A 13,900-nucleotide genomic window follows, 5' to 3' on the forward strand; every position below is an offset into this window, starting at 1 on the left:
TAAATTTGCTTGTCGGCAAATTCTATGTAGGCGGCATGCCGCGTGTCACGCGATATTTACCGCAATGTTGTTTCGAAACGACCAAAGGTGAAACGGCAACAGGTCTGCGTCGACACGATGCAGACCTGGAAATCATGGTTCAGCGCGCAGCGGCGACGGCCAGCAGCTCGCCCAGCTGCAGCGTGTTGACCGGCTTGACCAGGTAATGGTCGAAGCCGGCCTGGTCGGCCGCCTCGCGGTCTTGCTGGCGCCCGTAACCGGTGGCGGCGACCAGGGTGGCGCCGCTGGTCTGCGGCAGGCGGCGCAGGCGGCGCGCCAGCTCGTTGCCGTCCATGTCGGGCAGGCCGATGTCGAGGATGCAGACCTGGGGCGCGAACGCCTTGGCGATCTCGATCGCGTCGACGCCGCAGTAGGCGATCTCGACGTCGTGGCCGGTGGCGCGCAGGAACAGGTTGAGCGTGTGGGCGGCATCGAGGTTGTCGTCCACCACCAGGATGCGCAGCGCGTTCGGCGGGGTCGCATCCAGGATCTGGCTGCCCGCTGGCAGGTGGCCCGGCAAGTGGGCGGGCAGGGGCAGGCTTTCCTGGCGGTGGCGCGGCAGGCGCACGGTGAAGGTGCTGCCGTGGCCCAGGCCGGCGCTGCGCGCGCCGACGCTGCCGCCATGCAGCTCGACCAGGCTCTTGGCCAGCGCCAGGCCCAGGCCCAGGCCGCCCTGCGAACGGTCCGGAGTACGTTCGGCCTGGGTGAACAGGTCGAACACGCGCTCGACCAGGTGCGCCTCCATGCCGATGCCGTCGTCGCTCACGCTCAGTTCCCAGTCGTCGCCGGCCTCGACCAGCTGGAGCTGGATGTGGCCGCCCTCCGGCGTGTACTTGGTGGCGTTGCCCAGCAAATTGGCCACCACCTGCACCAGGCGCTTGTGGTCGCCCTTGACGTGGGCCGGGCCGGTCGGCAGATCGAGCACCACCTTGTGGCGTCGCGCGCCGATCAGGGGGCGGATCTGCTCGGCGGCGTCGTCGACCACGTTGCGCAGGTCCAGCACCTGGGTCGACAGCGACACCAGGCCGCGCGTCACGCGCGACACGTCGAGCAGGTCGTCCACCAGGCTGGTCATGTGCTCGACCTGGCGCGCGATGATGGCGCAGGTCTGGGTGATCTGGGCATTATCCGAGTGCAGCAGCTTGAGCAGGTGGGCGCCGGTGCTGATCGGCGCCAGCGGATTTCTCAGCTCGTGCGCCAGCATCGCCAGGAATTCGTCCTTGCGCTGGTCGGCGGCGCGCAGCTCGCGCTCGGCCTGCCCGCGCGCGGCTTCCTTCTTCTGCAGGTTCTCGGCCATCTCGTCCAGCGCCGCCGCCAGCCGCCCGATCTCCTCGTTGCCGTATTCGATCCGGGTGCGCGTATCGAGCTCGCCGGCGGCGATGCGGCGCGCGACCGTGGTCAGGCCGCGCACTCGCTGCACGATCAGTTTTTCGCCGGCCAGCCAGGCTGCCAGCAACGCCAGCAGGGTGGTGGCGCCAAGGCCGAGCAGGGACATGAACTGGGCGTCGCGGGCGACCTGGGTGATCAGGTCGGTCGGCACCCCGATGGTGATGGTGTAGTCGGTGAGGGTCGGCGAGCCGACGCGGGCGAAGGCGTGCAGGCGCTCGATCCCGTCCTCGCCGCGCACCACCAGCGCGCGGTCGTGCGGCCCGCGCATCGCGTCCAGCATCTCGCCGGTGACGCGCTTGCCGAACCAGCGCTCGGGGTCGGGCCGGCGCGAGATCAGGTTGCCCGAGGCGTCGGCCGTCTCCAGGATCGAACCGGGCGGCATGCTGATGTCGTTGACGAAGGTGTCCAGGCCGGCCAGGTCCATGGCCGCGAACACCACCGCCACCACGTCGCCCGAGCGGTCGATGACGGGATAGGTGAGATTGATCGTGTGCTTGCGGATCACGCGTCCGAACACGTAGTCGCTGGCGATGAAGCGGCGCTCGGCGAGCGCGCGCTTGAAGTGGCTGCGGTCGCCCAGGTTCACCGGATGCAGCATCGGCACCGCGCTGCAGGTGACGTCGCCGTTCAGCTGGATCAGGCCGAAATTGACGTAGCCCTCGTTGCGGTCGAGGACATTGGCCAGCAGGGCATTGCAGCCGGCGGTGTCGCCCATCAGGTCGGGCACGCTGACCAGGTCGACCAGGATCTGGCGCGCGCGGTCGATCGATTGCGCCTCGTTGGCGGCCGCCAGCGCGGTGAGGCGCTGGAGGTTTTCTTCCGAGGCGCGGATCGCCGCCTCGCGCTCGCGCAGGCCGCCCAGTACGGTGACGACGGCAATCGGTGCGATCGCCAGCAGGACCAGCAGCATCAGGCGGCTGCGCAGGCTATTCAGGCGAAAGCGCCCCAGCAAACGGCTCATCGAGGCTCCGCCATCTCCGCCGCTTCCGCCAGCCGCGCGCCGAATGCGATGATGCGGCGCACGCCTTCCATCAGGGTGTCTTCGTCGTCCGAGATATAGCCGATGCGGATGAAGCCGGGTTGGCCGAGCGCGTCGCCCGGCATCAGCGCCACCCGTTCCTCGTCCAGCAGGCGCTCGGCGAAGCCGATCGTGTCCATGGTGAGCCCGCGCACGTCGCCCCACAGATAGGGGCCGGAGGCCGGCGCGTGCATGGTGATCCAGGGCGTGCCGGCGAACAGGCCCACCACCAGGTCGCGCCGCGCGCGGTAGTCGCGCAGCAGCGCTTGCGGGCTGCCGGTGGCGAAGGCGGCCACCGCCGCCACCTGCGACAGGTGCGGCGCGGCGGCCGTGATCGGTCCCTGCAGGGTCTGCATCGCATTGACCAGCGCGGCCGGGGCGAGGGCGAAACCGATGCGCCAGCCCATCATGGCATAGCTCTGCGAGGCCGAGAACAGGGTGACCACGCCCAGTTCGCGCCAGTCGCACAGCGCCGCCAGCGTGACGTGCTCGCCGTCATAGACCAGGTGTTCGTAGCTCTCGTCGACGATCACGTGCACGCCGCCCGCCGCCGCCCAGTCGCGCACCAGTTCCAGCTCGCGCCGGCTGAATACCTTGCCGGTCGGGTTATGCGGATTGTTCAACACCAGCGCCTTGACCTTGCCGAAAGCCGCCAGGGAGGCTTCGGTCAGCGTCTGCGGCAGGTCGGCCAGCACCAACTCGAGTCCCAGCAGCTCGGCGGTGGCGAGATAGGCCGGCCAGTGCGGACGGAACACGGCGATGCGGTCGCCCGGGTCGGTCATCGCGTACAACGCCTGGTAATACGCCTGCTTGCAACCGTTGGTCACGATGATCTCGTCCACCTGCGCCTCGATCCGGTTCTCGGCCGCGAGCTTGGCGCGCAGCGCCTCGCGCACCTTCAGCGCGCCGCCCACCTCGGTATACGGCAACGTGCGATCGCGCCCGATGGCGCCCGACACCGCGTCCAGCACGCTGGCCGGGGCCGGGAAGTGCGAAATCGCGATCGAGAAATCGATGACGCGCTCACCCGCATTGCGCAGCGCTTCGGCGCGGCCGTGCATGGCGGTGGTGGCTAGGGGACGGGAATGCGCGATTCGGTCTGAGATCTTCATCGTGTCGGTGTCGCTTTATCCAGATTGGGTGGCCGGCTGCGCATCATCCGGGCTGTCGGTACGTTCTTTCTCGATTGTACTAAAAACTGGCGTTCTCCATAGGAGGATTCTTACATGTGCAACAAGAGATTGACACCTCAAGCACATGGGCGGGTAAACTGTCCCCATACCAGCACCGGGAGGGGAAATGAACATCGTTTGCGTGGGCGGCGGCCCGGCCGGTCTCTACTTCGGCCTGCTCATGAAACTGCGCCAGCCGACGCGTGCGGTGACCGTGATCGAGCGCAACCGGCCAGGAGACACCTTCGGCTGGGGCGTGGTGTTCTCGGACCAGACGCTGGGCCACCTGGCCCGGGCCGACGAGCCGAGCGCGCGCGCCATCCTGCAGTCGTTCAATCACTGGGACGCGATCGACGTCCACATCAAAGGCGCCACCGTCACCTCGCGCGGCCACGGCTTTTGCGGCATCGGGCGCAAGCGCCTGCTAGACATCCTCTCGGCGCGCTGCCGCGCGCTGGGCGTGGACCTCGTGTTCGAAACCCGGGCCCTGGACGTGCCCGAGCTGGCGCGCCGCTACGGCGCCGACCTGGTGGTGGCGGCCGACGGCGTGAACAGCGTGGTCCGCCAGCAGTACCGCGAGGCGTTCCAGCCCGAGGTCGAGGAGCGCCTGTGCCGCTTCGTGTGGCTGGGCACGCGCAAGCGCTTCGACGCCTTCACCTTCGCCTTCGAGGAAACCGAACACGGCTGGTTCCAGGCGCACGCCTACCAGTACGACGGCGACACCTCGACCTTCATCATCGAGACGCTGGATTCAACCTGGCGCGCGAGCGGCCTGGCCGACATGAGCCAGGCCGATGCGCTGGCATTCTGCGAGCGCCTGTTCGCGCGCCACCTGGACGGCCAGCCGCTGATGGCGAACGCCGCCCACCTGCGCGGATCCGGCATGTGGATCCGCTTCCCGCGCCTGGCCTGCCGCCAGTGGGTGCATCCGATCGAGGTCGATGGGCGTCAGGTGCCGCTGGTGCTGATGGGCGACGCCGCCCACACCGCGCATTTCTCGATCGGCTCCGGCACCAAGCTGGCGCTGGAAGATGCGATCGGGCTCGCTGACGAACTGGACAACGAAAACGAGCTGTTCGCCGCACTCGCGCGCTACCAGGAGGCGCGCCTGGTCGAGGTGCTGAAACTGCAGAGCGCCGCGCGCAACTCGATGGAATGGTTCGAGAACGTGGCGCGCTATACGGAGATGGAGGCCGGGCAGTTCGCCTATTCGCTGCTCACGCGCAGCCAGCGGCTGTCGCACGAAAACCTGCGCCTGCGCGACCCCGCCTATGTCGACGGTTTCGAGCGCCGTTTCGCCAGCGCGGCGGCGCGGGACGCCGGCGTGGCGTCGCCTTCAAGGGCGGTTCCGCCGATGTTCACGCCCTACAAGGTGCGCAGCGTGCTGCTGAAGAACCGAGTGGTGGTCTCGCCGATGGCGCAATACTCGGCCGTGGATGGCGTGGTCGGCGATTTCCACCTGGCCCACCTCGGCGCGCGGGCGCTGGGCGGTGCGGCGCTGGTGATGGCCGAGATGACCTGCGTCTCGGCCGACGCCCGCATCACGCCCGGCTGCCCAGGGCTGTACACGCAAGAGCAGATGCTGGCCTGGCGCCGCATCGTCGACTTCGTACACACGGCCAGCGATGCGAAGATCGGCATCCAGCTCGGCCATGCGGGCGCCAAGGGCTCGACCCGGCCGATGTGGGACGGCATCGACCTGCCTTTGGCAAGCGGCAACTGGCCGCTGCTGTCGGCCTCCCGCCAGCAGTACATCGAAGGGGTCTCGCAGACCGCGCGGGAGGCGACGCAGGATGACCTGGAGCGCATCAAGGACGACTTCGTGCAGGCCACCCGGTCTGCCTTTGACGCCGGCTTCGACTGGCTCGAGCTGCATTGCGCGCATGGCTACCTGCTGTCGAGTTTTATTTCTCCCCTGACCAACCAACGCCAGGATGCCTACGGCGGCAGCCTGGAAAACCGCTGCCGCTATCCGCTCGCGGTGTTCGCGGCGGTGCGTGCGGCCTGGCCGGCCCACCTGCCGATCAGCGTGCGCATCTCGAGCCACGACTGGGTCGAGGGCGGCATCACGCCGCAGGACGCGGTGCAGATTGCGCGCCTGTTCCGCGCGGCGGGCGCCGACATGATCGACTGTTCCTCGGGCCAGGTCAGCAAGCGGGAAAGGCCCGTGTTCGGCCGCATGTACCAGGCCCCGTTCGCGGACCGGATCCGCAACGAAGCCGGCATCCCGACCATCGCCGTCGGCGGTATTCATGAGGCCGACCATGTGAACGGCATCATCGCCGCCGGCCGCGCCGACCTGTGCGCGGTGGCGCGCCCGCACCTGGCCAACCCGGCCTGGACGCTGATGGAAGCGGCGCGCATCGGCTACACTGGCGCCGCCTGGCCACGCCAGTATGGGGCCGGCAAGCAGCAGCTGGAACGCAACCTGGAGCGCGAACGCCAGCTGCAGGCGGCTTCCAGCGGCCTGTCGCCTCAGCAGGTGGCGGCGCGCCTGCTCGAAGGCTGATCATCATCCATCAGGAGTCACACATGCATTATCTACCGGGCCAGCCGCACCACTTGCCGGGCAGCCGCCACAGCCTCGCCGCCTACCAGGGCAGGCATGTCGGATTCGCTTTGGATGCCGGCGTCGCGACCATTACCCTTGACCGGCCCGAGCGCAAGAATCCGCTGACCTTCGACTCCTATGCCGAGCTGCGCGACCTGTTCCGCGCGCTGGCATATGCCGACGACGTGAAGGCGGTCGTGATCGCCGGCGCCGGCGAGAACTTCTGCTCCGGCGGCGACGTGCACGAGATCATCGGCCCACTGACGAAGCTGGACATGCCCGGCCTGCTGGCCTTCACCCGCATGACGGGCGACCTGGTCAAGGCGATGCGCGCCTGTCCGCAGCCGGTCGTGGCGGCGGTCGACGGCGTGTGCGCCGGCGCCGGAGCGATCCTGGCGCTGGCCTCCGACATCCGCTACGGCACGGCGCGCAGCCGCACCGCTTTCCTGTTCACCCGGGTCGGCCTGGCCGGCTGCGACATGGGCGCCTGTGCGCTGCTGCCGCGCGTGGTCGGCCAGGGCCGCGCCGCCGAGCTGCTGTACACGGGGCGCTCGATGGACGGTGAGGAAGGCGAGCGCTGGGGCTTCTTCAACCGCCTGTGCGCGCCCGAGCAGCTGCTGGGCGAGGCCGCCGCTTTCGCCGCCACCCTGGCAGGCGGCCCGACCTTCGCCCACGGCATGACCAAGAAGATGCTGCAGCAGGAGTGGAATATGGGCGTGGACGAGGCGATCGAGGCCGAGGCCCAGGCCCAGGCGATCTGCATGGCGACCAATGATTTTCACCGCGCCTACCACGCCTTCGCGGCCAAGGAACGGCCGCGCTTCGAGGGGGATTGATGGACTACCTGGACTGGCCTTTCTTTGAAGAGTGCCATGGCGCGCTGGCGCGCGAACTCGATGCCTGGGCGGCGGACAATCTGATCGACGCGCATGGCAGCGACGTCGATGCGATCTGCCGCGCGCTGGTGGCGCGCCTGGGCCGCGACGGCTGGCTGCGGCACGCGGTCGGCAGCGATGGCGGGGCGATCGACACCCGCGCCATCTGCCTGATCCGCGAAACCCTGGCGCGCCATGCCGGCCTGGCCGACTTCGCCTTCGCGATGCAGGGGCTGGGCAGCGGGGCGATCTCGCTGTTCGGCACGCAGGCCCAGAAGCGGCGCTGGCTGCCGCCGGTGGCCAGTGGAGAAGCGATCGCCGCCTTCGCCTTGTCCGAACCGGAAGCCGGCTCCGACGTCGCCGCCATGCAGTGCGCGGCGCGGCGCGACGGCGACGACTGGGTGCTCGATGGCGAGAAGACCTGGATCTCGAATGGCGGCATCGCCGATTTCTACCTTGTCTTCGCCCGGAGCGGGGATGGCGGCGGCGAGGGCGGACGTGGCTCGAAGGGTATCTCGGCCTTCATCGTCGACGCCGCGACCCCCGGCCTGGAGATCGCCGAGCGCATCGACGTGATCGCGCCGCATCCGCTGGCGCGCCTGCGTTTCACCGGGTGCCGGGTGCCGGCCGACTGCCTGGTGGGCGCGGAAGGCCAGGGCTTCAAGGTGGCGATGGCGACACTGGACGTATTCCGCACCTCTGTCGCCGCCGCGGCGCTGGGCTTCGCGCGGCGAGCCATGGAAGAAGCATTGGCGCGCGCCCAGGCGCGGCCCATGTTCGGCAAGACCCTGGCGGACTTCCAGCTCACCCAGGCCAGGCTGGCCCAGATGGCGTTGGAGATCGACGCCGCCGCGCTGCTGACCTACCGCGCCGCCTGGCTGCGCGACAGTGGCAAGCGGGTGACGAAAGAGGCGGCGATGGCCAAGCTGGCGGCCACCGAATCGGCGCAGCGCGTCATCGACGGCGCGGTGCAGCTGTTCGGCGGCCAGGGCGTGCAGAGCGGGCAGGTGGTGGAAAGCCTGTACCGCGAAATCCGCGCGCTGCGCATCTACGAGGGAGCGAGCGAGGTGCAGCTCCTGATCATCGCGCGCGAGCTGCTCGCGGCGAAGGTTTAACCCAAGGTCTGGAGCAGGAATGGACATTCTTCAACCGCCGCTCTGGCCGCGACCCAGGGGCTATGCGAATGGGGTGGCCTGCCGTGGACGCCAGGTTTTTGTCAGCGGCATGATCGGCTGGGATGCCGAAGGGCGCTTCCACACGGACGACTTCGTCGGACAGGCACGGCAGGCGCTGGAAAACATCGTCGCCGTGTTGCGCGAAGCGGGCGCCGGGCCGGAGCACATCGTGCGCATGACCTGGTATGTGGTCGACAAGCGCGAATATCTCGGCGCGGGGCGCGAGCTCGGCGCCGCCTACCGCGAGGTGCTGGGGCGCCATTATCCGGCCATGAGCGCGGTGCAGGTGGCGGGGCTCATGGAGGATCGGGCGCGGGTCGAGATCGAAGTGACCGCGGTAATACCTGACTAGCATATGGCGTTGTATAGGCAACCATTTTAAGTAGTTTTGCCGCTCGTTTCAGATATATAGGTTGGCGCTTAGCCTTCACTGCTAATTTAATGGGCGCGCCAATCCTGTTTCCGCATGCTTTTTGAATCTTGGAAGACTAAGCCGTGAAGGTGTTAATGCAGCTCTCTCGTTATAGAATAGTTGGTTCGCAGAAGTTATAGGATTCTTAAATGCAATCGATATCTATTCCTGATTACCGCTGGCTCCGCGAAGCATGGAGTCGCAAAACATCAGTAATTGGAGGAGTTCTGGCCGTCATATCGCTTTCCCTCGCGCACTACGCCGGTTTTTTGATGCAAGTTCCCTTGCAGATTGTGGCGGTTGCTGGTATGCCGCTGGCCCAAGGTGTGACTGCGACCTTTCTCTTTTATGTGTTTTTTTGTGCAGTAGTCGCGCGAGTGTTTACGTCAATTCTGCAGCTTATTTGTCTCCCGTTCCTAGCAATCAGCGATCGGCTTGATCCCGGGTTTCGTAGAAAAATGGACTGGAAACACCAGCGCCGCTTCGTTCGAACGCACAGCCAGACTATAAAGTGGGAGGGATTTGCTTGGATTATCTTTCAAGCCGCTATGTTCCTATTCATGATGTTGGCGATATACGTGAAATTCGCTATTACGTGGGTTTCTGGGGTTGGGCTTGTTATATCTGTAGTACTTATCGTCCTATCTGGCCTTGTCCGCGCTGGGTTCTTTCTTCAGCCAAAACCCCGGATTTTTATTCGCAAGATGAAAATGCGGCGCGCGCGTTCTGCACGCGCCGCATCTGCAGCATTTGTTACCATCACTGCCGCGTTAATTGTTGTTGCGTTTTTCATGGGAAGCATGCGTGCGAGTTTGTTGCGAGATCAGGGTGCTCATGCGGTTGTGACAAAAGAGTTCACTGGTAACGCCACTGTTATTGCAAGCTCTGAGGGCGCGCTTTTGTTGTTTCAGAAGCTGGGTGATGAACGCCGATATATCTATTCCTCACCCGAGTTTACTGCGTCGATGGAGAGTAAAAACGTATTCACCCCAATCGGAGTCGAAAAGGATCGCTAGCAGGGCAGGGCCTAGAAGACTCTCCGTTCGGGTATATGAGCTCTGCATGGAATTACAATCAAGTGTTGGGCGCTGACCACTAAGCAGTAAAGTCCAACAGGTACCGGCAAATGTGTTCGACAAGCGCGAGTATCTCGGCGCGGGGCGCGAGCTCGGCGCCGCCTACCGCGAGGTGCTGGGGCGTCACTATCCGGCCATGAGCGCGGTGCAGGTGGCGGCGTTGATGGAGGACCGGGCGCGGGTCGAGATCGAGGTGACCGCGGTCATCCACGAATGACGAGGCAGAAGCGATGCAGAGATTGAAACGCCTGACCTTCTGGGGCGCCGACGAGAACGACGACAGTCTGCCGCGCGCTGTGATAGCGAGGCGCAAGACGGTCACCGCCGACACGGTCGAGGATTACTACAAGCCCTATGGCGAATACGGCGACGGCAGCTATGAAGCCGGTGACCTGATCGAAGTGTACGACCTGAAGCAGCGCCTGCGCTGCCTTATCCGCGCCGTCGACGTCCAGACCATCCGTTTCGGGGACATCCCGGAAGCGGTGTGGCGGGGCGAGGGATTCGCCAGCGCCCGTGAGTTCCAGGACGTCCACGTTCGCTGCCTGCCGCAATACCGACTGCATGACGACTTCGAGTTCGTCACCCTGCATTTCGAGCTGGTCGACGTGATCGAGCGCTGACCCAGGGCTTGCTCAATGCGAGCCTGTCCTGCCTGCCCTGTTTGTTCAGCTGATAGAACAGGTAGGCCATCGTGGTGGTGGCAATCAACAACACCACGCTGGCGGCATCGACCGTCACATTGACGCGGACGTCTACTTTTACATCTTTCATGGGATGCTCCGGATGCATGGCAAGTGTTGGCGCTGGACGGAAGCCAGTGTTGTCGCGAGCATAACGTGGTGCGGTGCTGAGCTGCGCTATCGACCGAGCGCCATAGCCCCGGCCATTCTGGTAAGTTGGCTCATTAGTGAACCGAGGAGCAACACATGAGCACTCCCATCGTCCACGTCATCCAGGATTTCGCGATCGCCGAGCAGTTGCGGTCCGACCTGCTGGCCGCCGGCCTGTCCCAGGACAGCGTCGCCCTGTCGCCCATCGGCGACGAGGCGGGCCCGGGCCAATCCAACTTCACGGTCGGGGACTCGCCATCGGCCAAGGGAGGTACCGACTATAACGACGTCTATCGGCCGGAAGGCGATATACACGGCGCCTGCATCCTCAGGGTGTTGGCCCAGGATGCGCGCGAGGAAGAGTTGGCGCGGGCCGTCATCGAACGCCATCGCACGGCGAACCCGCACGCGCTGAGCGAACAGCGCGCACCGTAACAGTCGTTGTTCTGCCTCGGGCAGCAATGACGTGCTGGCGTGCTAGCTCCAGCTCAGATCGACCTTGCTGAGCGGGAGCTCGCGCACCCGCTTGCCCGTGGCGGCGAAGATCGCATTGCACACCGCCGGCGCCAGCGGCGGCAGCGGCGGCTCACCCAGGCCCGTCACCGGTTGATCCGACTTCACGAAGTGCATCTCGATCCTGGCCGGCGCGTCGCCGATGCGCAGCAGCTGGTAATCGTGGAAGTTGCTCTGCACGATGCGGCCGTTCTCCAGGTTCAGCTCGGGGAACATCAGGGTCGACAGGCCGTCGATCACCGCACCCTCGACCTGGTTCTCGGCGCCCGACAGGTTGACGATGGTCGGCCCGACGTCCGACGCCACCACCACGCGGTCGACTTTCACCTTGCCGTCCTTCGAAACGGTCACCTCGGCCACCTGCGCCACGTAGCCGCGATGGCTGAAGTGGAAGGCGATGCCTTGCCCCTGGCCGCGCGCGAACTTCTTCCTGCCCCAGCCGGCCTTGTCGGCGGCGGTCTGCAGCACCGCGCGCATGCGCGCCACGTTATAGGGCTGGCCGCGCTCGACGCTCGGCGCCACGATGTCCTTGTCGCCCAGCAGTTCGAGGCGGAAGGCCAGCGGATCGCGCCCGCCCGCATGGGCCAGCTCGTCGATGAAGCTGTGGAAGGCCCAGGCGAACACGCAGCTGCCGGGCGCGCGCCACGGTCCCATCGGCACGCTGCATTCCAGCGCGGTTTGCTCCAGCTGGCAGTTGGCCAGCCAGCGGCCCGGGAACTCATCGGGCGACAGGCTGCCGCCGCTGCCGTTGCGCAGCGTGCTCTTGCCGTCCTGATCCACCCGGTTGGCGAAGGTGACGAAGTGATTGTGCCATCCCACGACCTTGCCGGCCTTGTCGACGCCGCCGCGCAGGAAGTGGAAGCCGCCCGGACGGAAGTGGTCGTGCTGCAGGTCGTCCTCGCGGGTCCAGGTCAGCTTGACCGGCGCCTTGTCCTTGATGCGCTGGGCGATCGCGGTGGCTTCGACGATGAAGTCCGAGCTCAGGCGCCGGCCGAAGCCGCCGCCGCTGCGGATGATGTGCATCGTGATCTTCTCCCTGGGGATGCCGCAGGTGCTCGACACGAGCGCCTGGCCCGCATTCGGGTTCTGGGTCGGGGCCCACAGTTCGAGGGTGCCGTCGGGCTTGATCCAGGCGGTGCAGTTCTGCGGCTCCATGCTGGCATGCGAGATGAAGGGATAGCTGTAGGCCGCTTCGACCTTCTTCGCGGCGCCCTTGAGCGCCCCGGCGACGTCGCCATCCTTGCGCAGCACGGTGGCGCCGGGCTGCCTGGCGGCCGCCCTGGCCTGGGCCGTGAAGTCGGCCCAGCTGTGCCTGGCGGCGCCGCCTTCGTCCCATGTCACTTCGAGTGCGCGGCGGGCGCGGATCGCGGCCCAGGTCGAGGTGGCGACGATCGCCACGCCGGGACGCAGGCCGTTCAGGTTGTCGGTTCCTTCGATGATGAAGACATCCTTGACGCCGGGCAGGGCGCGCACCGCGTCCAGGTTGGCGCGCAGCGGCTTGCCGCCGAAGACCGGACACTTGACGTATTGCGCGTGCAGCATGCCGGGCAGCTGGACGTCGATGCCGAACAGCGGCTTGCCGCTGACGATGGCGGGGTTGTCGACGCCGCCGATGCGCTTGCCCAGCAGTTTGAAGGTGGCCGGGTCCTTCACGGCCACGCTAGCCGCTTCCGGCAGCGGCAGCTTCGCCGCCGCATCGACCAGCGCGCCGTAGGCCAGGCGCCGTTGACTGGCCGCGTGCAGGACATGGCCGCCGTCGGTCGTGCATTCGGCGGCCGGCACGTTCCACGACTGCGCCGCGGCCCGGACCAGCACGGCGCGCGCGGTGGCGCCAAGGCGGCGGAAGTTCTCGTAGTTGTTCGGGGTCGAGTTCGAGCCGCCCGCACCCTGGCTGCCATAGGCTTCCAGGTTCAGGTCGCCCTGGACCACGCGCACGCTTTCCCAGGCGACGTCGAGTTCCTCGGCGATCACCATCGGCAGCGAGGTCTTGATGCCCTGGCCGATCTCGGGCTGCTTGGAGATCAGGGTCACGCTGCCGTCGCGCGCGATGCGGATGAAGGCGTTCGGCACGAAGTCCGCGCGGGCGGCGCCGGCCCTGGTATCGTTCACGGCGGCGAGCACGCCTTGCGCCGACATGCCGATCAGGAAGGCGCCGCCGGCGGCGCCGGCGCGCAGGAAACCGCGGCGGGAGGTCGAAGCGAGCGTCATGCCTGTTTCCCTTCGGTCGATGCGATTTCGGCCGCGCGGTGGATGCCCTTGCGGATCCGCATATAGGTGGCGCAGCGGCACAGGTTGCCGGCCATGGCCTCGTCGATCTGGGCGTCGGTCGGTTTCGGATGCTGCTTGAGCATGGCGCAGGCGCTCATGATCTGCCCGGACTGGCAGTAGCCGCATTGCGGCACGTCGAGCTCCTGCCATGCCACCTGCAGCGGATGGCGGGCATTGGCGTCCAGGCCCTCGATGGTGGTGATCTTCGCATTGCCGATGCTGGAGACCGGCAGCACGCAGGCGCGGGTCGCCACGCCGTCGAGGTGGATGGTGCAGGCGCCGCACTGGCCCAGGCCGCAGCCATACTTGGTGCCGACCAGGCCGAGGGTATCGCGCAAGGCCCACAGCAGCGGGGTGTCGGCTTCGACGTCGACGGCCTGCGCCTTGCCGTTGACATTCAGGGTGTATGTACTCATGACGCTCCTTCAAGGCGGTCCGAACAGGCCGACAATCCTAGCTGATATTTCACATTTTCAACAGTATTGCAAGCGGATTGCCAGGAGCGCGATGTTGCCGTTCGAGTACTAAACATGCCGATTCGTCCAGCCTTCTTGGCCGGCACGGCGTAATATGTAATAC

At 66.4% G+C, this 13,900-nt stretch carries 12 protein-coding genes and 1 pseudogene; 8 read left to right on the forward strand and 5 right to left on the reverse strand.

The window, feature by feature from the left end:
* Positions 1-139: 139 nt before the first annotated feature.
* Together DIR46_RS23655 and DIR46_RS23660 are read right to left on the reverse strand one after the other, a co-directional pair.
* Entirely contained in the window at positions 140-2,389 is a 2,250-nt protein-coding gene (locus tag DIR46_RS23655; protein WP_109347421.1) for a hybrid sensor histidine kinase/response regulator, read from the reverse strand.
* On the reverse strand, positions 2,386-3,558 hold the full coding sequence (locus DIR46_RS23660) for a pyridoxal phosphate-dependent aminotransferase (RefSeq protein WP_109347422.1): 1,173 nt from the start codon (positions 3,556-3,558) through the stop codon (positions 2,386-2,388). Before DIR46_RS23660 ends, DIR46_RS23655 begins: the two co-directional genes overlap by 4 nt.
* Before the next feature lie 187 nt (positions 3,559-3,745).
* Between DIR46_RS23660 and DIR46_RS23665 the strand changes: the two genes are divergently transcribed.
* The 7 genes and pseudogenes from DIR46_RS23665 to DIR46_RS23695 all read left to right on the forward strand — a co-directional run bounded on the left by DIR46_RS23665 (position 3,746) and on the right by DIR46_RS23695 (position 10,330).
* A complete protein-coding gene (locus DIR46_RS23665; RefSeq protein ID WP_109347423.1) occupies positions 3,746-6,127 on the forward strand; it encodes a bifunctional salicylyl-CoA 5-hydroxylase/oxidoreductase in 2,382 nt (793 codons plus the stop codon).
* Between the two features lie 23 nt (positions 6,128-6,150).
* Complete coding sequence (locus tag DIR46_RS23670) at positions 6,151-7,005, forward strand: enoyl-CoA hydratase family protein (protein WP_109347424.1); 855 nt, start codon at positions 6,151-6,153, stop codon at positions 7,003-7,005.
* Positions 7,005-8,159 carry an acyl-CoA dehydrogenase family protein gene (locus DIR46_RS23675; RefSeq protein WP_109347425.1) on the forward strand — a complete coding sequence of 385 codons (1,155 nt, stop codon included), beginning with the start codon at positions 7,005-7,007 and terminating at the stop codon, positions 8,157-8,159. Before DIR46_RS23670 ends, DIR46_RS23675 begins: the two co-directional genes overlap by 1 nt.
* A gap of 19 nt (positions 8,160-8,178) precedes the next feature.
* Positions 8,179-8,571, forward strand: a complete 393-nt coding sequence (locus DIR46_RS23680) for a RidA family protein (protein ID WP_109347426.1) — start codon at positions 8,179-8,181, stop codon at positions 8,569-8,571.
* Positions 8,572-8,780: 209 nt separating this feature from the next.
* Positions 8,781-9,647 (forward strand): hypothetical protein, encoded by an 867-nt coding sequence (locus tag DIR46_RS23685; RefSeq protein ID WP_162819612.1) that lies wholly within the window; start codon positions 8,781-8,783, stop codon positions 9,645-9,647.
* 112 nt (positions 9,648-9,759) lie between these two features.
* Positions 9,760-9,924, forward strand: a pseudogene (locus tag DIR46_RS23690) (RidA family protein); the annotation flags it as partial.
* 13 nt (positions 9,925-9,937) lie between these two features.
* Positions 9,938-10,330 carry an ASCH domain-containing protein gene (locus DIR46_RS23695; RefSeq protein WP_229446384.1) on the forward strand — a complete coding sequence of 131 codons (393 nt, stop codon included), beginning with the start codon at positions 9,938-9,940 and terminating at the stop codon, positions 10,328-10,330.
* Here the strand turns inward: DIR46_RS23695 and DIR46_RS26820 are convergent.
* Positions 10,290-10,481, reverse strand: a complete 192-nt coding sequence (locus tag DIR46_RS26820; protein ID WP_162819613.1) for a hypothetical protein — start codon at positions 10,479-10,481, stop codon at positions 10,290-10,292. The two genes, DIR46_RS23695 and DIR46_RS26820, sit on opposite strands and share 41 nt — an antisense overlap.
* Positions 10,482-10,636: 155 nt before the next feature.
* Between DIR46_RS26820 and DIR46_RS23700 the strand changes: the two genes are divergently transcribed.
* Positions 10,637-10,975: a hypothetical protein gene (locus DIR46_RS23700; protein ID WP_109347428.1), complete on the forward strand. Its 339-nt coding sequence runs from the start codon at positions 10,637-10,639 to the stop codon at positions 10,973-10,975.
* A 42-nt stretch (positions 10,976-11,017) separates the two neighbouring features.
* On the opposite strand, the gene DIR46_RS23705 is transcribed toward DIR46_RS23700, so the two are convergent.
* Together DIR46_RS23705 and DIR46_RS23710 are read right to left on the reverse strand one after the other, a co-directional pair.
* On the reverse strand, positions 11,018-13,261 hold the full coding sequence (locus tag DIR46_RS23705; protein WP_109347429.1) for a xanthine dehydrogenase family protein molybdopterin-binding subunit: 2,244 nt from the start codon (positions 13,259-13,261) through the stop codon (positions 11,018-11,020).
* Complete coding sequence (locus tag DIR46_RS23710; RefSeq protein ID WP_109347430.1) at positions 13,258-13,737, reverse strand: (2Fe-2S)-binding protein; 480 nt, start codon at positions 13,735-13,737, stop codon at positions 13,258-13,260. The genes DIR46_RS23705 and DIR46_RS23710 overlap by 4 nt, the downstream gene beginning before the upstream one ends.
* Positions 13,738-13,900: the final 163 nt, after the last annotated feature.

It is taken from the genome of Massilia oculi, from assembly GCF_003143515.1.
GTDB classification, from domain to species: domain Bacteria; phylum Pseudomonadota; class Gammaproteobacteria; order Burkholderiales; family Burkholderiaceae_D; genus Telluria; species Telluria oculi.